Below are 19,756 nucleotides of genomic sequence, written 5' to 3'. Positions count from 1 at the left end.
TCAGACCCTAGCTATAATAGCTTTTGAACCCATCAATAATCCGCGTCAATCCATCATCGTCAATGTCCAGATGTGTCGCGATGCGAATGGAACTGCCGCCCGCCATATTGATTGCCCGTTCGCCCAAATGTTGGCGCAATGGCTCGATGTCTTTTGGCGCGGGTTCGATGAAGAGCATGTTGGTTTGATTGTCTTGATAGGTGACGTTAAACTTGGTGAGCGCGGTCAATTCCTTGGCTAGAATTGCTGCCCGATCGTGGTCGTCTTGCAAGCGCGTGATGTGATGGTCAAGGGCGTAAATGCCAGCCGCTGCAATCATTCCGGCCTGGCGCATGCCACCGCCCAGCATTTTGCGCCAGCGCCGGGCGGCGGTTATGGTTTTTTGGGACCCGACAAGCACCGCGCCAACTGGCGCGCCAAGGCCTTTTGAAAGACAAATATTGATGCTGTCAAAACGGTTTACCAAGTCGGTTGGCGCAACACCTAGTTTGGTGATGGCGTTGAAAAACCGCGCGCCATCCAGATGTTTAACCAAGCCGTGTTTGTCGGCAACATCAAGACAAGCGTTCATCCGGCTTAGCGACACAGCTTGACCCGAATGGGTGTTTTCAAGGCTTAAAAGGCGCGAGATTGGAAAATGGGAATCGTCAGGTTTGATCGCAGCTTCTATGTCTTTGGGTGCCAAGCCGCCATCTGGTCCCGCTTCTAACGGATAAGGAAATGCGCCACCCAAAACAGAAGAGCCCCCGGCTTCATATTTGAAAATATGATAGTTGCGCCCAACAATGATTTCTTCGCCACGTTGGGTGTGGGCCATCATTGCGGCAAGGTTTGACATGGTGCTGGAGGGCAGGAATAAGCCCGCTTCTTTGTTCAAAAGCGTCGCCATTTTTTCTTCCAAAGCATTGATGGTGGTGTCATCGCCATACACATCATCGCCAACTTTGGCGTCCATCATATAGGCGCGCATTTGTGCGGTTGGCTGGGTTACTGTGTCGGAACGTAAATCCAAAACAGGAAGGTCGCTTTGGGCCGCAAGGCTGGTCATATTTTGGTACATTGGGGCACCTTTGTGGGTGTTTGTGCGTAAGGTGGGCAGTGCAGAATTGCATATAATGAAATTCCCGCCAAGCCGCAAGTTTTCACGGAATTGGACAATTTTGGCCTTGTCCGGCAGCCCAATTGAGCATAGCATTTAAAGACTTAACTCGTTCAGGCTTGCCAATCGTCCCACACATGTTCGGCACTAGCGAGTTCGCGTTCGAACAGTTTGTGGTGAAAAATATGACAGATTTCGCATTGTGGCGGAAAACCGTGCTTGCGCTTGTGATTGGCAGCGTTGGTGCGATGGTTGCTATTTGGATTAACCTGCCCGCTCCGGCGCTAACGGGGCCTTCGATTGCGGTGACCGTTGCCGGGCTTTTAGGGCTCGATTTAGCGTTTGAAACGCGGGTGCGGGATGTCTCATTTTTGGTGATCGGCCTGTCGATGGGCACCAGCGTAACGCCAGAAGTTTATCAATCGGCGAAACAGTGGCCTTTGAGTTTGATCGCAATCGTTGTGACCGTGACCGTGGGATTCTTTTTTGGCCAATTGGTCCTGAAACGGTTTTGGAAATATGACGCTAAAACCGCTGTGCTCAGCGCATCGCCCGGGCATTTGAGTTTTGTGATCGGGCTGGGGATGGACACAGACGCGGACATTCGAACCGTGTCGATTGTGCAAAGTATTCGTGTGCTGGCGCTGACCTTGGTCGTGCCGATGTTGATCGTTTGGTCTGGAATGGCGGTGAATGGATTTGCTGTGCCGAGCGCGTTTATGACCTTGCCGTGGTTGGCTTTCAGCTTGGCGTTGGCGGCGCTTATTGGTTTAGCGTTCAAGAAAATTCGCATCCCAGCCGCTTTCGTTTTGTCTGGCATGCTGGTGTCTATTGTTACGCACTTGTCGGGCTTGATTTCGGGGCATATGCCGCAATGGCTTGCCTTGCCTGCGCTCACCATTTTGGGCTCGATGATCGGGACCCGGTTTTCCGGGGTTACGATGGCTGAATTGCGCAAGGCATTTGGTGCGGGCATGGCGATTACATTTGTTGGGATTTCGGCCGCATTGTTGTTTGCTGGATTACTGACATTGGTTGTTGATTTGCCGCTCGCCCAATTGCTGGTGGCTTTTGCGCCAGGTGGGGTAGAAGCGATGGCGGCGATGGCATTTGCGCTCAATCTTGATCCAACCTTTGTTGCAACGCACCATATTGCGCGGATTTTCTATCTGAGCTTTTTTGTGCCTTTGGCCCTGATGTGGTGGGGTAAGGACTAACAAGCGATTGCATGTGGCCGTTCAATTCAAGGAATAAATGGTATGAAGCTATATGGACTGAAGAACTGCGATACGTGTCGCAAGGCAAGAAAAGCGTTGCAAGCGTTCGGCAATGATGTTGAGTTTATTGACGTGCGCCAAAGCCCGCTGGATGCGACGACACTTGCAAAATTCTTGGACACTTTTGGCGACGACAAGCTGCTGAACAAAAAGTCCACTACTTGGCGACAGCTCGATGCGGCGGCGCGCGCCCTTCCGGCCCTTGCTTTGCTTCGTGACCATCCATCGTTGATGAAACGACCCGTTATTCAAACTGATGATGGGTTGTTTTTGGGGTGGGCAAAGGATGTGCAGACCCATTTTGGTTGCGACGTGTAGTTGGTCTTTGTGTGTGACAAGTCAAAGATTGAAAAATCTTTCCAAGGAATGTGATCTTGCAATCGTCTTATAGTTGTTTGATACCCAATGGGTGCGCAATTGGATGTTTGTTTGGAACGGGTTTTGACAAAAGACCAAATGGAAAATGACCCACCGATCGGCGAGCTGGTGAAGCTTGCCGCTGCGGGTGATCGCGATGCCTTTGCCACCATTGTTGACGCGCAATATGATTTTATTTTCCGGGTCGCATATAAATGGTTGGGCGACCGCAGCGACGCCGAAGATGTCACCCAAAATGTGGTGATTAAACTCGCCAAATCAATTCGACAATTTGACGGCCGCGCGCAATTTTCCAGTTGGCTTTATCGGATCGCGCTTAATGCGGTGCGCGACCATCAACGCCAATCCATTCGTCAGGGTCGCAATGTTGCGGCATTGAGCTTGGTCAGTCCAACTGCAGCGCCATCAAACCAAGAAGATGATGTGACGATGAATGAAGTATGGGCCGCGGTGCGGCAACTGCCCGAAAAACAACGCGATGCCGTTTTGATGATCTATGGCGAAGATATGAGCCATGCCGAATGCGCAGCCATTATGGACTGCAAAGAAAAGACGGTGTCTTGGTATGTGCATGAAGCGAAAAAAACACTGAAGGGGCTTTTGTAATCCGATGGATGACATGGAAAAGAAATTAGAGCGCCTGAAAAAAGTCGAAACCCCAGCTGCGGACAGCGAAGCAAAGAAGCGCGCTGCTGCTTTGGCGATGGCAGCTTTTGATGAGAGCGCAGAAAATAGTTCAAAAACTTTCCAAGGAATGTCCTGGTCGATGCGTCTTATGTCCATCTTTACGCCTTTGAAAGGGATTAGACTGATGGATATTCGCATTCCGGCCACCGCTGCAATTGCTGCCCTGTTGATCGTGCCGATTAGCTGGCAGTTGATGAACAATACGTCGCTGACGCCACCGCCAATTAGCGATGGGCGTGCCTTGCAAACTGAGAAAAAAGATAAAGATGAAACTTTAAGCCCGTTGAAAAATGAACCGGCTCCGTTGGTTTCGAGAGAGCTTGCAATTGCGGAGCCTGAAATGATGATGGAAGCGGCTGACATGGCCATGGAAGCGCCCGCAGCGGCCCCCCCCGCAGGCGCAATGGCGAAGTTGGCGACGCGCACGATGAGCGCCCCAGGTTTGATGCAAGACCAAGTTGTTGGTTATATGCAAAGCGGTGATCAATTTGAAAGCTTTGATGACGCCAACATCAAATTGACGGGCGATCAGCCGGTTTCCACGTTCTCGATTGATGTGGACACAGCCTCATATGCCTATGTGCGCCGGGCAATTGTAAATGGTCGTTTGCCGCAAAAGGATGCGGTACGTACCGAAGAGCTGATCAATTATTTTGATTATGATTATGCAACGCCACCAAGTGCCGATGTGCCGTTTGCACCGCAAATATCGGTTTACCCTGCACCATGGAATAGTGCCCGTCAGCTCATGCATGTGGCGATTAAGGGGTATTTTCCAGAGAACGTGATGGCCCAGCCTTCAAATCTTGTGTTCTTGATCGATACGTCCGGGTCGATGAATGACACCGACAAATTGCCGTTGCTCAAACGGGCGTTCAAATTGCTGGTTGAGCAAATGGATGAACAAGACACCGTGTCGATTGTGACTTATGCGGGTGCTGCTGGGGTTGTGCTTGAACCAACAAATGGCAACGAAAAACGCAAGATTTTGGATGCGCTGGATAATCTGTCGCCGGGCGGTTCAACGGCTGGCGCGGCGGGTATAGAAACCGCTTATCGATTGGCGAATGAAGCAAAGAATAATGGCGGCGTAAACCGCGTTATCTTGGCCACGGATGGCGATTTCAATGTGGGGATTTCAGAACCTGAGGCGTTAAAGGACTTCATCAAGCAAAAGCGCGACAAGGGCATATCACTTTCTGTGCTCGGGTTTGGCGAAGGCAACTACAATGATGCTTTGATGCAGGCGCTGGCACAAAATGGTGATGGCAATGCCAGCTACATTGATAGCTTCACCGAAGCGCGCAAAGTGCTGGTCAATGAGGTTGGTGGGACGCTGCAAACCATTGCCCGCGACGTAAAAATTCAAGTTGAGTTTAACCCAGCGCAAATTTCTGCCTATCGTTTGATCGGGTATGAAACCCGCGCGCTGAACCGCGAAGACTTTAACAACGATAAAGTTGATGCAGGGGATGTTGGTGCTGGCCATACAGTGACCGCGATTTATGAGCTAACGCCAGTTGGCGCTGAGCAACCTGTGGACCCCTTGCGTTATGGCGAAAACACGCAGGTAAACGCAACGCTAGAATCTGATGAGTTGGCATTCTTCAAACTGCGCTACAAATTGCCCGGTGCGGATGAAAGCACGTTGCTGGAAATGCCTGTCAATCAGGCCAATGTGGCTGCTGATTTGAATGCGCTTTCCGCGGATATTCAGTTTGGAACAGCAGTGGCTGGATATGGACAGAAGCTGCGCGGAAATGATGTGGTTAGCGACTTCTCATTTGACGATATTGCCGCGCTTGCCCGATCCGGTCGAGGTGTAGACAAGTTCGGTTATCGAGCTGAATTCATCAATCTAGTAGAGGCTGCAAAGTCACTCGCTACGAACTAGATCGCAATGCCTGTGGAATAAAGAGCGGCGGCTTGTCCCGTCGCTTTTTGCCGTTAATATGTAAGTTCCCACCAATCGAGATTCTCTTCATGACTGACTATCGCCAAATATCTCAAGCCGAATTGGATCAGTTGCTGGAGGATCGTTCGCCGTTGATCGAGCTTGTCATTGAGGGCTTGGAGTTTGATCCTGAAAATGTGGAAGAGCTGCACGCAAGCCGCGTCCTGTTCAAGAACGCGCGCTTCATAGAGAGCGATATCACTGGCGGGCTGTTTACGGATTGCCAATTTGTCGGGTGTTCGTTTTCCAGTTCGCAGATGAGCGAAGTGAAATTTGATCACTGCGTGTTCTTTGATCCTGATTTGGGTAAAGGCACAGACTTTTCTTTTGCAAATCTGCGCGAAGCCAGTTTTATAAATTGCAATCTGGCGGCATCCAAATTTGTTGGCGCGGATATGTACGACGTCACAATCAAAGATTGCAAAGCCAATGGGTCTGATTTTGGCACCGCCACATTTACCCGGACTTATGGCCGCCGGCAGCAAGTTACGCGCGCAAACCTTCAATCAACGATTTTTGATGATTGCAACCTGTCGGGGTTGGATCTGGAAGGCTGCAATTTGGTTTGTTCAAGCCTTCGATATGCAGACCTACGTTCATCGCATTTGATTGGTGCTGATATGAGTGAATGTGATTTGGCGGGCGCGCAGTTGCAGCGGGCGAATTTTGAACGCACCGACTTGCGTGGTGCAAAGCTGGAAGGTTTCTCCATTGGTTCATTGTCGGGTTATGACGGCATGAAGATCAGCAAGGATGAACAACAAACGATTTTGGTCGGTTTAGGCATTCACGTTTATCCGTAGCAAAATTTAGTCGTCGATTTGGATTTGTGTTGCTTCGGGTGACATGGTTGACGTCATTGGCACAATATCGCGCCCATCGACCACCTTTTTGTCGGAGAGCAGAACCCGATAAATGCCGGTGCCAGCCAAAACGGCGGCGACCACAATATACATTATAAACATGCCGTTTGGCCCTGCTTGATCCAATGCCAAAGACCCAACGATTGGCCCCAGCACCATGCCGGCGGCAAATACGAGCACCAATGTGCTGGAAGCTGCGACCATTTGATTGGGTTTCAGGTAGTCATTCATGTGCGCCATACAGATTGAATAAATCGGAAATGTGAAGCCGCCGATGAGCAAAAACCCACCAAAGAGGATGTATGCGTTTGTTTGGGCGCTGGGCATGACGATCATCAAAATACAGACAATAAGCGTAATGGTTGCAGATCCGGTAATCACTAAGCGTCGGTCGATTGCATCAGAAAGCGCGCCGAGCGGGAACTGCAAGAGTAGGCCGCCAAGTGTTGTCGCTGCCAACAAATAGCCGGTTGTGCTGATGCTCAAACCAATGCTGCGGGCATAAAGCGCGGTGATAAACACCAAGCCGCCATTGGCAATGCCAGTGGCAAAGCCACCAATGAGGGCCATTGGGGAGAAATTAAACAGTTCGAGCACAGTTACGCGCTGGGGTTCCTCGTTTGTCGGCTGGGTGGTCGCGGCGATAAGGATCGGCACGAGGGCAATCGACAAGAGGACCGAAACAAAGATGAATAAGCTAATGTCGCCCGGACGGGACAGGACAAGCATCAATTGGCCAACCATATAGCCCGCTGTTTGGATCACGAAATAGGTTGAAAGCAGCGAACCACGGTTTTTGTTGTCTGACAAGGAGTTGAGCCAGCTTTCAGCAACGATATAAATCCCGGAAAAGCAAAACCCTGATAGAATGCGCATTGCGCCCCAGCTAAGGGGATCATTGGTGATCAGGTGCACCAGCGCCGAAGTGCTTGCAATGGACACGAGTGCGGCGAACACGCGGACATGGCCTGATTGGGAAATAAGGTGAGGGGTGATGAAACAGGAAAAAATGAAGCCAATCGGGTAGCCCGATTGCATGAAACCAATCACGGTCTCAGAGAACCCAATTTCTTGCGCGCGTATGGTGAGGATGGTCGACAATAGGCCATTAGAGACCATCAACAGGATCATGCCAACGAATAGCGGCCATGCCGACCTAATTGTGCGCCACATAAACTAACCTTGTTCGATTTTAAAATCACCAACCAGATGGCGACCCTAACGAGGTGCTGTGGCAGATGCAAACTTCATTTCGATGTGGTTTTAATCCGACAATCTTGACAGTTTGAAGGCAGATAGGTCGATATTAGAAGTTGCGTTGATTATTTGTTGCGCGACGGCTTCGCCAATGGCCGCGCTATGCTTGAAACCGTGACCAGAGCATGCCGAAACAACAAAAGTATTTTTGTGTTTAGGGTGCCAGTCGATTATGAAATCGCTATCGGATGTAACGGTGTAAATGCATGTCACCGATTTTTGGGCGGTTGGCTCTATACCCACAAGTCGGCCCTTTACATGGGTGGCGAACATTTCGCGTTGTTCGGATGTGCTGACTTGACGCTCGACTTTGTCGGGATGGGTTGTTTGCCCATAATTGGCATTTGCGACTTTGAGCAAAGTTGGGTCAGCGAGCGAGGGGAGGCCGTAATATCCTTCACCGTCGCCATGTATCCAAATGAAGACAGGATGGTCATGCCATTTGTCTTTGGCACCAGCAGCAATCGGATACCAGTGCAAAACCTGGCGTGTGGTTGAAAGCTTGGTTGCATATGGCGCACCCAAGAGTTCCTTCACCCACGCTCCCGCACACACGACAAGCTTTTTGGCGAGAAAGTTTTTGTCGTTGGTGATGAGTTCAACGTGATTGGTATGGTGCTTTATTGATATGATTTTGGTGTTCTGCAGCATTTTTGCGCCCAGTTCGGCGGCGCGCCTTAGTTGCTGCTCTACACATTCTTCGACCTTGAGGTAACCGGCACCTGGTTCAAAATAGGCAAAGTCCTGATCATTTACGTTGAAGGCTGGGAAACGGTTTCGGATTTGAGCACCCTTGAGCACTTCATGTGGAATGCTAAATTTTTTGGCAGCGGAAATGGTGGTGTCCAAAAAGTGTTTGCTGCCGTGCACGTCGCCTTGGCTAGTAGCACTTTCAATCATCAACCCACCCACCTCGAACAATAATTGCTCACCGGTTTCGGCCGCCAGCTCTTTCCAAATTTCATGCGACCTGATCGCCAGTGGCACATATTGATGACCTTCGCCGATGGCACAGCGCGTGACGCGGGTTTCGCCATGGGTGGAGCCATGTGTGTGCGGCGGGGTGAATTGATCAAAACCAATCGCATCAATCCCGCGCTTGGCGAGCTGATAAAGCGTGGCGCTGCCCATTGCGCCCAGACCCAAAACTGCGACGTCGTATGTTTTTTGCTGTTGGGTCATTTCCCCTCCATCAATTTCAGCGCGCGACTTTGTTATACGGACTGGTCGTCAATCAGTTTGCTTGGTTTGGCAAAGTTGGCAAGTGCTTCAATGTCGGTGAGCGCTATTTTGTTGCCATCGACTTTGACGCCATAGGGTTTCAACGTGTTGAAAGCGCGCGATAAGTTTTCGGGTGTCATGCCCAAGTTCGACGCCAATATCTTTTTGTCATAGGGCAGGGTGATCTGGTCAGAACGTTGATTTTGTCGGTAGCGCAACAATCTGTTGGCCAGCCGTTCAACCGAAGTGCGCAGTTTGAGGTTCTTGTGTTCTTTGACGACGCCTCGATAACAGTTAGAAAGTTCGATCACCATGGCTTTTGAAAATGCAGGGTCTTTGTCGAACACGTCACGCACGCTCTCAGCCGGGATCATCAAGATGCGAGATTTTTTGTTGGTGCGCGCCGACATCAAATAGACAGCGTCTTTTAAAATTGCTGCCAAAATAAACGAGCTGACCGGGTAAACCATAGCCATTGTGCTTTCGCGGCCATTGGATTGAGCGAACAGTTCGACGCAACCGTCCACCACAATGTGCAAAAAGTCGGCGGGCTCGCCTTCGTCTATCAACTCCATTTGGACTGGGAATGTTTGCAAGAAGGACGCTGTCATCAGCTCGTCAAAGCTTTGGTCTGAGATGCCCTTAAAGATGGTGAGGTCGCGAATCTTTGGCAGATCGTCTTGTCGCATATGCGAATTCTCTTATTATTGATAATTATCAAGGGGTCATTTGATCATTTTTGTGCGTGTCTTGCAACCTCTTAGTTACAGCATAACAATTGTTTCAATGATGCACAAACAATGGGTTTTTTTGCCTTGTTTTGTCCACAAACTCACTCGTTTTGATCTGGATCAAGGGAGCCAAGGGGGCGAACAGAGAGTTTGCTGCCAGTTGTTTAATTGTCCGCTGTTCGGGCAACTAAAAGGGGCTAGATAGATGAATAATTTACTTGGGGTAACATCAGGCCAACTGACTGGGGCAGGACGGGACGCTGATTTTTTAACGGTTGCGCTATCGTGGTTAGCACAAAAATCACAGCCGCTCCGTATTCGTCTTTGAAGACTTTCAGCAAATAAGTGAACCAAAATTTCGCGTGAGAGATCGGTATCTGCTGCTACGCGAATTGGGCCGTCGATAAAATAGAGGACAGGTTTAATGGAAATACAAAATAAGGCTACCAGCCTTTGGGCCAACTTCTTCAAGGTCAACATGGTACAAATTCGAACGTTCCATATGACGTGGTTTGCGTTCTTTGCATGCTTTTTTGCATGGTTTGGTATCGCGCCGTTGATGATCATCGTGCGCGAAGAATTAATGCTGACTAAAGAGCAAGTAGGTTGGACGATTATCGGCTCAGTGACGATGACAATCTTTGCGCGGTTTTTGGTCGGCTGGATGGTTGATCGGTTTGGCCCACGTTTAACTTACACGTGGCTGCTCATTCTAGGTTCATTCCCGGTAGCCTTTATAGGTATGGCAGACAGCTTCGAAAGTTTTCTGCTGTTTCGTTTGGGCATTGGTATGATCGGTGCATCATTCGTGATCACTCAATATCATACATCCGTCATGTTTGCGCCCAACGTAGTGGGAACAGCTAACGCGACCAGCGCTGGTTGGGGCAACCTTGGTGGTGGCGTGACCCAGTTGATGATGCCGCTTGTTTTTAGTGCTTTCGTAGTCGGATTTGGGTTCACAAATGCTGAAGGTTGGCGTTTGTCAATGGTCGTCGTTGGGATCGTCATTTTTGTCATTGGTATTGCCTATTTTTTCCTAACTCAGGATGCGCCAGACGGCAATTTCAAGGAGTTACGCGCGCAGGGGAAGATGCTTCAAAAGGAAAATGTCACCGGAGCATACTGGCAAGCAATGCGGGATTACCGGGTCTGGATACTGTTTCTAATTTACGGTGCAAGTTTTGGTATCGAACTGACCGTTAACAACGTGGCCGCGCTTTACTTCTTCGACTATTTTGATGTTGATTTGATCACAGCCGGTGCAATCGCTGCATCATTTGGTTTGATGAATATCTTCGCCCGGACATTAGGCGGCATATTCGGGGACAACTTTGGTTCATTATGGGGTCTAAAGGGGCGTTCATTCTGGTTGTTCATCGTTTTGCTCGCTGAAGGCCTAGCATTGATGTTGTTTAGTCAAATGAATGTGCTGTTCTTGGCCATTCCAACTCTGATCCTATTCTCCTTGTTCACACAAATGGCTGAAGGTGCCACATATTCAGTGGTTCCGTTCATCAACAAAAAGGCCTTGGGTGCAGTAGCTGGGGTCGTTGGTGCGGGCGGAAACGCCGGGGCTGTTGCTGCAGGGTTCCTGTTCAAGGGCGCTATGGATTGGAACGACGTCTTTTTCACCATTGGTGTTGTCGTAGTGATCGCCTCATTCCTTTCATTCTTGGTGCGTTTTTCACCACAACGTGAAGCCGAGGAACGGATTGCATTTGAACAGGCGCAAATGGATGTGTTGGTTTACAAAGCAGAAAACGCAAAAGCTGCTGTTATGAACTCTCAAAAAATGATTGCCGAAGCAACAGCAATTCTTGAAAAAAAATAAACGAGCAACGAAGCAACCTGCACTGGGTTGCTTCATCCAATTTGATCTTAAAAAGGAGAAATGTCGTGGGTCAAGACCTTCGCGATTGGAACCCGGACGATGAAGCGCAGTGGAAATCCACTGGCAAAGCCATCGCAACCCGGAACTTATGGATATCAATCCCATCTCTATTATGTGGGTTTGCTGTTTGGTTGTATTGGGGCATCATCACCGTGCAAATGGTGAACCTAGATTTTGGGTTCGCTTCATCTGAACTATTTACTTTGGGCGCGATCGCCGGTCTTACCGGTGCGACGCTTCGTATTCCATCAACCTTCTTCATCCGCATTGCGGGTGGGCGAAACACCATCGTGTTTACAACAGCTTTGTTGATGATCCCGGCTATTGGCGCTGGGTTTGCGCTTCAGGACCCAGGCACACCGCTTTGGTACTTCCAAATGCTGGCTTTCTTGTCTGGCATCGGTGGCGGTAACTTCTCATCTTCAATGTCTAACATTTCGTTCTTCTATCCGAAGAAAATTCAGGGCTACGCACTCGGGATGAACGCTGGTTTGGGTAACTTTGGTGTAACCACCATGCAAATCCTGATCCCGTTGGCGATGACAATGGGCCTGTTCGGTGGTGTCAGCCGTACATTGGTGAACACTTCAGGTACGCTGATTGGCAAAATCCCTGCAGGGACTGAAACATATATTCAGAACGCTGGATTTATTTGGTTGGTGTTCTTGGTGCCGCTTGCGTTCCTTGGTTGGTTCTTCATGAACAACATTCGTGATGAGCATGTTTCGCCAAAGATCCCGAACTTTTTTGGTTCAGCAGGCATTATCCTTGGCATGCTGGCGATTGGTCTTTTGACATCGGCGCTCGGTATTTGGTTGTTGTTGCCTGGCGTTGAGGGTGGAATGCCCACATCAGGCTTGGCCCTATCTAAATGGATCGTTCTGCCTATCGTTATCGTGCTGACTGTTTTGGGTCTTAAAATGATCCCTGGGGCAGTTGGACAGAACCTGAACCGTCAATACAAGATATTTGGCAACAAGCACACTTGGGCGATGACCATCATCTACACCATGACATTTGGTTCGTTCATTGGCTTTTCAGCAGCTCTACCGTTGACCATCAAAGTTGTGTTTGGCTTTAGCCACATTGAAGTCGATGGTGTTATGACCCACGATTTGGCCAACCCGAATGGTCCATCTGCTTTGATGTTTGCATGGATGGGCGCATTTATTGGCGCTTTGATCCGTCCGATCGGCGGCATGTGGGCTGACAAAATGGGTGGCGCAAAAGTGACCCAGATCATCTCGGTCGTCATGGTTGCGAGCGCGTTGGGCGTTGCCTACTTCATCCAGCAGGCCTATTCCTCTGCAACCCCAGAAATCTACTTCTGGCCGTTCCTTGGACTGTTCCTGATCTTGTTCGCTGCCACTGGTATTGGTAACGGTTCGACTTTCCGGACCATTGCGATGGTGTTCGATAAGGAACAAACCGGCCCAGCATTGGGTTGGACTGCAGCTGTCGCCGCATATGGTGCCTTCATTATCCCGAAGGTGTTTGGTGAGCAGTTGGGTGCAGGACATCCGGAGTACGCTTTGTACGGTTTCGCGATCTTTTATGCGGTCTGCATTGTGATCAACTGGTGGTTCTACCTCCGGCCGAACGCCTACGTTCAAAATCCATAAGATCTGAGTGAACAATTTGTCGGGGTGTCGGCAGGGCACCCCGCACTGTCCTAATTTTAGGGGGAAATGAAATGAGTAATTTACTTGATCGTCTCAACTTCTTGGCACCGAAGGAAAAGTTTTCCAACGGCCATGGTGTGACGACAACCGAAAATCGGGGCTGGGAAGACGCTTATCGCAAGCGTTGGCAGCACGATAAAATTGTGCGATCCACACATGGCGTGAACTGTACGGGTTCATGTTCGTGGAAGATCTACGTTAAAGGTGGCATTGTTACCTGGGAAACCCAACAAACGGATTACCCACGTACACGGCCGGACCTTCCAAACCACGAACCCCGTGGTTGCGCGCGTGGCGCGAGTTATTCCTGGTACATGTATTCTGCCAACCGCGTGAAGCATCCTTTGATCCGCTCACGATTGGTCAAACTTTGGCGCGACGCCCGCGTTATGCGCGAGCCAGTGGCTGCCTGGGAACATATCCAACAGAATGAAGAGGCCAGAAAATCCTACCAAGAAGTGCGGGGCCATGGCGGCTTTGTTCGTGCGGATTGGGAAGAAGTAAACGAAATTATTGCAGCGGCGAACGCCTATACTGCAAAGAAATATGGCCCGGATCGGATATTTGGCTTTTCGCCAATTCCAGCCATGTCGATGGTGTCTTATGCGGCCGGTTCTCGTTACCTTTCATTGATGGGCGGCACATGTATGTCGTTCTATGATTGGTATTGCGATTTGCCACCAGCGTCTCCGATGACGTGGGGCGAGCAAACTGACGTGCCTGAAAGTGCTGATTGGTATAATGCCGGGTTCTTGATGCTTTGGGGCTCAAACGTTCCTCAAACACGTACACCAGATGCGCACTTCTATACAGAAGCACGTTACAAAGGCACCAAGTCTGTAGTTGTTTGTCCAGATTATTCAGAAGCTGCAAAGTTTGGCGATTTGTGGCTGCACCCAAAACAGGGCACAGATGCCGCGTTGGCTATGGCCATGGGTCACGTTATCCTGCGTGAGTTCCATTTGGATCGCCAAGCTGAATATTTTGAAGATTATTGCCGTCGTTACACAGACATGCCGAACCTTGTTCGCTTGGTCGAAAAAGACGGCAATATGATCCCTGAGCGCTTGCTGCGTTCCTCTGACTTTGAAGACAATCTGGGTGAAAAAGAAAATACAGAATGGAAAACTGTTGCGGTTGACGGCAAAACCAAAAAGATCGTTGTGCCGCACGGCTCTGCGGGTTTCCGTTGGGACGATAGCAAACAGTGGAACCTTGAGCCCAAAGACAGCAAGGGCAATGATACCGAGCTGGATATGAGCTTTGTGCTTGATGATGAACATGATCAAGTTGCAGACGTGGCCTTCCCCTATTTCGGCAATCGTGAGCACGATCATTTCCAAGGCACAGACCATGCGAGCGTTTTGGTGCGGTCAGTTCCTGCGAAAAAGGTTAAGCTGAAAGACGGCGAAGCACTTGTTGCGACAGTGTTTGATTTGTTCGTGGCAAACTACGGCCTAGATCGTGGTTTGGGCGGCGAAAATGTTGCCACCAGCTATGATGATGAAACCCCTTACACACCAGCATGGGCTGAAAAGATCACGGGTGTGCCAAGAGAACAAATTATCACTGTTGCTCGTGAGTTCGCGGACAATGCCGAGAAAACAAATGGCCGCTCCATGGTCATTCTGGGCGCTGGTCTGAACCACTGGTACCATATGGACATGAATTATCGCGGCATCATCAATATGTTGGTGATGTGCGGTTGTATCGGTCAATCTGGCGGTGGGTGGAGCCACTATGTGGGGCAAGAAAAATTGCGCCCACAAACCGGTTGGCAACCTTTGGCGTTCGGTCTGGATTGGAGCCGTCCACCACGTCACATGAACTCAACCAGTGCATGGTATGCGCACACTGATCAGTGGCGCTATGAAACTGTGAAAGTTGATGAAATCTTGTCGCCAACGGCACCAGATGGTCCGTGGGACGGCACCATGATCGACTATAACATTCGTGCTGAACGGATGGGTTGGTTGCCTTCTGCGCCACAGCTTAAGACAAATCCATTGACCATTGCTGCTGAAGCAAAAGAAGCTGGCATGGACCCCAAAGACTATGTTGTTCAACAACTCAAGTCTGGTGATTTGGAAATGTCATGTGAGGATCCTGATGATCCTGCGAACTGGCCACGTAACCTATTTGTGTGGCGGTCAAACTTGCTCGGATCATCCGGTAAGGGCCACGAATACTTCCTCAAGCACCTTCTCGGCACTTCACACGGTGTGATGGGCAAAGATTTGGGCGAAGAAGGCCGTGCACGTTCAACTGAAGCCAAATGGCACGACAAAGCGCCTGAAGGTAAGTTGGACTTGTTGGTCACCATCGATTTTAGGATGTCAACGACTTGTGTTTATTCGGACATCGTGTTGCCAACAGCCACATGGTACGAAAAAGACGATTTGAACACGTCTGATATGCACCCCTTTATCCACCCGCTGTCAACAGCGGCGGATCCTGCATGGGAAGCAAAATCTGACTGGAACATCTTTAAGGGTTTGGCGAAAAAGTTCTCTGAGATCGCGCCAGAAGTTCTGGGCGTTGAAACAGATATCGTCACCGTTCCTATACTTCACGACACCGCTGCCGAAATGGGCCAGGCGATGGATGTGCAAGATTGGAAAAAAGGCGAAATCGACGCCATTCCGAACAAAACCATGCCGAACATCGTTGCGGTTGAGCGGGATTATCCGAACCTTTACAAAAAGTTCTGCTCTGTGGGGCCATTGCTCGACAAAATTGGCAATGGCGGCAAAGGGATTGCTTGGGATACCAAGCACGAAGTGCACTTGCTCAAAGAACTCAATGGCGTTGTGTTGGATGAGGGCATTTCTAAAGGTCTTGCGAAAATCGACACCGCAATTGACGCTTGCGAAATGATCTTGAGCCTTGCCCCTGAGACCAACGGCGAAGTTGCCGTAAAAGCTTGGGAAGCTCTTGAGCAAATCACTGGCCGCGAGCATCAACATCTGGCGCTGCCAAAAGAAGATGAAAAGATCAGGTTCCGTGACGTTGTTGCGCAGCCAAGAAAGATCATTTCTTCTCCAACATGGTCGGGTATTGAAAGCGAGAAGGTTTGCTACAATGCGGGTTATACCAACGTGCATGAGCTTATCCCTTGGCGGACATTGACGGGTCGTCAGCAGCTTTATCAAGATCATCTTTGGATGCGGGCATTCGGTGAAGGCTTCTGCGTCTATCGCCCTCCAATCGATACAAAAACGATCACACCGGAACTCGACAAGCGGTCAAACGGCAACAAGCAAGTGGTGTTGAACTTCATCACGCCGCACCAGAAATGGGGGATTCACTCCACCTATTCTGACAACTTGATGATGTTGACGCTAAACCGTGGTGGTCCTGTTGTTTGGGTGTCTGAAACAGATGCACAAAAAGCGGACCTTGAAGACAATGATTGGGTGGAAGTTTACAACTCCAACGGCGCGCTTACAGCTCGTGTGGTGGTGTCTCAGCGGATGAAAGAAGGCACTGTCTTCATGTATCATGCGCAAGAGAAAATTGTGAACACACCGGGTGCGGAAACCACAGGCCTACGTGGTGGTATCCATAACTCAGTGACCCGCGTCATAACTAAACCGACCCACATGATTGGCGGCTATGTGCAGCAATCATATGGTTTCAACTATTACGGCACTGTTGGCTCCAACCGCGATGAGTTTGTGGTTGTGCGCAAAATGGACAAGGTCGAATGGCTCGAAGGGCCATACAAAGGCAAGCAGGAGGCGAAATAATGCGGATTCGTGCACAAGTCGGCATGGTGTTGAACCTTGATAAATGTATCGGGTGTCACACATGTTCTGTCACCTGTAAAAACGTTTGGACGAACCGCGAGGGCGTTGAATACGCTTGGTTCAACAACGTGGAAACCAAACCAGGTATTGGTTACCCCAAAGACTGGGAAAACCAAAAGAAATGGAATGGTGGTTGGACACGCAACTCAAACGGCAAGATTACGCCGAAAATGGGTGCAAAATGGCGGATTTTGGCGAAGATTTTCGCCAACCCTGATCTGCCGGAAATCGACGACTATTATGAGCCGTTCGATTTCGATTATGGGCATTTGCAAACCGCCAAAGAAAGTGAAGCGTTCCCAACGGCACGTCCACGGTCTTTGATTTCCGGTGAGCGGATGGAAAAGATCAATTGGGGTCCAAACTGGGAAGAAATTCTTGGTGGTGAATTCTCCAAGCGCGGCAAAGACTATAATTTTGAAGGCATCGAAAAAGAAATTTACGGTGAGTTTGAAAACACCTTCATGATGTATCTGCCCCGGTTGTGTGAGCACTGCTTGAACCCAACCTGTGTGGCTGCATGTCCATCTGGCGCGATCTATAAGCGTGAAGACGATGGTATTGTGTTGATCGACCAAGAAAAATGTCGCGGTTGGCGGATGTGTGTTTCTGGCTGTCCTTATAAAAAGATCTATTACAACTGGTCTTCAGGCAAATCAGAAAAATGCACATTCTGTTACCCACGGATTGAAGCAGGTCTGCCAACCGTTTGTTCAGAAACATGCGTTGGCCGGATCCGCTATTTGGGCGTGATGCTTTATGATGCAGACAAGATCGAAGAGATTGCATCAACACCAGACACCAAGGATTTGTACGAAAAACAACTCAAAGTGTTCCTTGATCCAAGTGATCCGGCAATCATTGCTGAAGCGCGTAAGCAAGGCATTCCTGAGGATTGGTTGGAAAGCGCTCAAAAATCACCGGTTTACAAAATGGCGATGGACTGGAAAGTGGCGTTCCCACTTCACCCAGAATACCGGACCCTGCCGATGGTTTGGTACATTCCACCATTGTCACCGCTACAAAATGCGGCGGCTGTTGGCAAAATTGGTGTTGATAAAAACAACATGCCAGACGTGGACAGCATGCGCATTCCGGTTCGCTACCTCGCCAACCTTTTGACAGGTGGTAAGGATGAGCCAATTGCGCTGGCCTTGAAACGGATGTTGGCGATGCGTGGTTATATGCGCACCAAAACCATTGATGGGGTGATCGACGACAAGTTTGCGACCGATGTGGGGCTTACCCCTGAATTGATCGAAGACATGTACAAGATCATGGCGATCGCAAACTATGAAGATCGGTTTGTTATTCCAACTTCACACCGTGAAGAAGCCGAAGATGCGTATGACCTTCGTGGTTCATGTGGCTTTAGCTTTGGCAATGGTTGCTCAGGTGGCAATTCAGAAGTTGATCTGTTTGGGGCGAAAAAGACCAAAACAGTGACCACACCAACTGACGTAATGATGGGGGAATGAAAATGGCGAATGCATTGAAAATCATCTCAACGCTGCTTTCTTATCCGTCAAAGGAGTTGAAAGACGCTGCGTTGGAACTGAAAGCCGCTGTGCTTAATGATAGTATGACTGGGGAGCCTGAGAAGGCTCTCCTTAATGGGCTGATCGACGACATTGCTTCGCGTGATGTTTATGAAGCACAAGAGCGTTATGTGGAATTGTTTGACCGCACACGCACTTTGTCCCTGCACTTGTTTGAACATGTGCATGGCGAAAGTCGTGACCGTGGCCAAGCAATGGTTGACCTCAAGCAAATGTATGAAGAACAAGGTTTTGAGTTGGCGGTAAGTGACCTGCCAGATTTCTTGCCCATGTTCATCGAATTCGCGTCCATTCAGATTGAGAATGAGCGTGAAGAATTGCTTGGGCAAACCGTGCATATTCTGTCGGCATTGCGTCAGCGCTTGGAGAAAAAGAAAAGCATTTACGCAAATGCGTTTCAGGCTCTTGAGGCAATCATTTCAACCCAAGCCGATCCTGCAGTTGTTGCAGAGATTTTGAGCGTACCGGATGATGATCCGAACGATTTGGAAGCGCTTGATGCGGTGTGGGAAGAAGAAGCAATTACCTTTGGCGGTGGTCAAGGTGAAGAAGATTGTGGACCTGATCGGCTTGGCCGTCAGTTGCGTGCTGCAAAGCGCCCAGCCCCACAACCAACGATACAATAGGGAGAAGAGAGATGACGGAATTTCTCAATTTTGCAGTGTTTGGGATTTACCCCTATATCGCATTGGCGACCCTGATTGTGGGCAGCGTGTTGCGTTATGATAAAGACCCTTACACCTGGAGAGCTGGTTCGAGCCAATTGCTGCGGCGCAAGCAATTAATGTGGGGTTCGGTCTTGTTCCACCTCGGCGTGCTGGTTATTTTTGTTGGCCATTTTGTTGGTCTTTTAACCCCCATTGCGGTGTTTGATGCCCTTGGTGTGACCCACACAGCTAAGCAATTGATGGCGATTATTGGTGGTGGTATTGCCGGTGTTATTGGAATTATTGGAGCCACGTTGCTGATCCATCGTCGCTTCTTTGATGCGCGGGTGCGCGCCGCGTCCAGCTTTGCTGACAATATGATCATTTTGATCTTGTGGGTGCAATTGGCGCTTGGTCTAGGCACGATCCCAGTGTCATTAAGGCACCTGGATGGGGCAGAAATGGTGAATTTCATGAACTATAGTCAGGGCATATTCACCTTCAACTTTGAAGCATCAAACTTCATCATTGAAGCCAGCCCGATCTTTAAGACGCACATGTTCTTGGGTCTGACAATTCTATTGTTGTTCCCGTTTACGCGCCTTGTGCACATGCTTAGTGCGCCGGTTCGCTATATGTGGCGTTCAGGTTACCAAATCGTGCGGACAAAGAAAAAACGCATATAATTTGGCTTAAAT

Annotated in this window: 15 protein-coding genes; 11 read left to right on the top strand and 4 right to left on the bottom strand. The window is 49.5% G+C overall.

The genetic code is table 11. The features are described from left to right. Positions 1 to 7: 7 nt before the first annotated feature. Positions 8 to 1,060, bottom strand: coding sequence for a low-specificity L-threonine aldolase (gene ltaE, locus ACJAZW_RS02480; protein ID WP_415155281.1), 1,053 nt, complete (start codon positions 1,058 to 1,060; stop codon positions 8 to 10). A 224-nt stretch (positions 1,061 to 1,284) separates the two neighbouring features. Between ltaE and ACJAZW_RS02475 the strand changes: the two genes are divergently transcribed. The 5 genes from ACJAZW_RS02475 (at position 1,285) to ACJAZW_RS02455 (ending at position 6,198) form a co-directional block, all read left to right on the top strand. Next, on the top strand, positions 1,285 to 2,316 hold the full coding sequence (locus ACJAZW_RS02475) for an AbrB family transcriptional regulator (RefSeq protein WP_415155280.1): 1,032 nt from the start codon (positions 1,285 to 1,287) through the stop codon (positions 2,314 to 2,316). 42 nt (positions 2,317 to 2,358) lie between these two features. Continuing rightward, positions 2,359 to 2,694 carry an ArsC/Spx/MgsR family protein gene (locus ACJAZW_RS02470; protein WP_415155279.1) on the top strand — a complete coding sequence of 112 codons (336 nt, stop codon included), beginning with the start codon at positions 2,359 to 2,361 and terminating at the stop codon, positions 2,692 to 2,694. A 123-nt stretch (positions 2,695 to 2,817) separates the two neighbouring features. Then, on the top strand, positions 2,818 to 3,360 hold the full coding sequence (locus ACJAZW_RS02465) for an RNA polymerase sigma factor (RefSeq protein ID WP_415155278.1): 543 nt from the start codon (positions 2,818 to 2,820) through the stop codon (positions 3,358 to 3,360). A gap of 13 nt (positions 3,361 to 3,373) precedes the next feature. Further along, entirely contained in the window at positions 3,374 to 5,335 is a 1,962-nt protein-coding gene (locus ACJAZW_RS02460) for a vWA domain-containing protein (protein WP_415155277.1), read from the top strand. 89 nt (positions 5,336 to 5,424) lie between these two features. Further along, on the top strand, positions 5,425 to 6,198 hold the full coding sequence (locus ACJAZW_RS02455; protein WP_415155276.1) for a pentapeptide repeat-containing protein: 774 nt from the start codon (positions 5,425 to 5,427) through the stop codon (positions 6,196 to 6,198). Positions 6,199 to 6,204: 6 nt separating this feature from the next. Here the strand turns inward: ACJAZW_RS02455 and ACJAZW_RS02450 are convergent, their stop codons facing one another. The 3 genes from ACJAZW_RS02450 to ACJAZW_RS02440 all read right to left on the bottom strand — a co-directional run bounded on the left by ACJAZW_RS02450 (position 6,205) and on the right by ACJAZW_RS02440 (position 9,425). Further along, entirely contained in the window at positions 6,205 to 7,431 is a 1,227-nt protein-coding gene (locus ACJAZW_RS02450; RefSeq protein WP_415155275.1) for an MFS transporter, read from the bottom strand. Positions 7,432 to 7,521: 90 nt separating this feature from the next. Continuing rightward, entirely contained in the window at positions 7,522 to 8,697 is a 1,176-nt protein-coding gene (gene solA / locus ACJAZW_RS02445; RefSeq protein ID WP_415155274.1) for an N-methyl-L-tryptophan oxidase, read from the bottom strand. 32 nt (positions 8,698 to 8,729) lie between these two features. Continuing rightward, positions 8,730 to 9,425, bottom strand: coding sequence for a cyclic nucleotide-binding domain-containing protein (locus ACJAZW_RS02440; protein ID WP_415155273.1), 696 nt, complete (start codon positions 9,423 to 9,425; stop codon positions 8,730 to 8,732). A gap of 466 nt (positions 9,426 to 9,891) precedes the next feature. On the opposite strand from ACJAZW_RS02440, the gene ACJAZW_RS02435 reads away from it, so the two are divergent. The 6 genes from ACJAZW_RS02435 (at position 9,892) to narI (ending at position 19,744) form a co-directional block, all read left to right on the top strand. Beyond that, positions 9,892 to 11,301, top strand: a complete 1,410-nt coding sequence (locus ACJAZW_RS02435; protein ID WP_415155272.1) for an MFS transporter — start codon at positions 9,892 to 9,894, stop codon at positions 11,299 to 11,301. Positions 11,302 to 11,366: 65 nt separating this feature from the next. Continuing rightward, positions 11,367 to 12,983, top strand: coding sequence for an MFS transporter (locus ACJAZW_RS02430; protein ID WP_415155271.1), 1,617 nt, complete (start codon positions 11,367 to 11,369; stop codon positions 12,981 to 12,983). 71 nt (positions 12,984 to 13,054) lie between these two features. After that, positions 13,055 to 16,792 (top strand): nitrate reductase subunit alpha, encoded by a 3,738-nt coding sequence (locus tag ACJAZW_RS02425; protein WP_415155270.1) that lies wholly within the window; start codon positions 13,055 to 13,057, stop codon positions 16,790 to 16,792. Then, entirely contained in the window at positions 16,792 to 18,330 is a 1,539-nt protein-coding gene (gene narH, locus ACJAZW_RS02420; RefSeq protein WP_415155269.1) for a nitrate reductase subunit beta, read from the top strand. Before ACJAZW_RS02425 ends, narH begins: the two co-directional genes overlap by 1 nt. Positions 18,331 to 18,332: 2 nt before the next feature. Beyond that, positions 18,333 to 19,037: a nitrate reductase molybdenum cofactor assembly chaperone gene (gene narJ, locus ACJAZW_RS02415; protein WP_415155268.1), complete on the top strand. Its 705-nt coding sequence runs from the start codon at positions 18,333 to 18,335 to the stop codon at positions 19,035 to 19,037. Positions 19,038 to 19,048: 11 nt separating this feature from the next. Continuing rightward, a complete protein-coding gene (gene narI / locus ACJAZW_RS02410) occupies positions 19,049 to 19,744 on the top strand; it encodes a respiratory nitrate reductase subunit gamma (protein WP_415155267.1) in 696 nt (231 codons plus the stop codon). Positions 19,745 to 19,756 lie beyond the last annotated feature (12 nt).

Source organism: Maritalea sp. (assembly GCF_047634455.1).
In the GTDB taxonomy this organism is placed as follows: Bacteria; Pseudomonadota; Alphaproteobacteria; order Rhizobiales; family Devosiaceae; genus Maritalea.
Note: the sequence above shows the minus strand (reverse complement) of the source record. Positions and strands in the feature narration are given on the sequence as shown.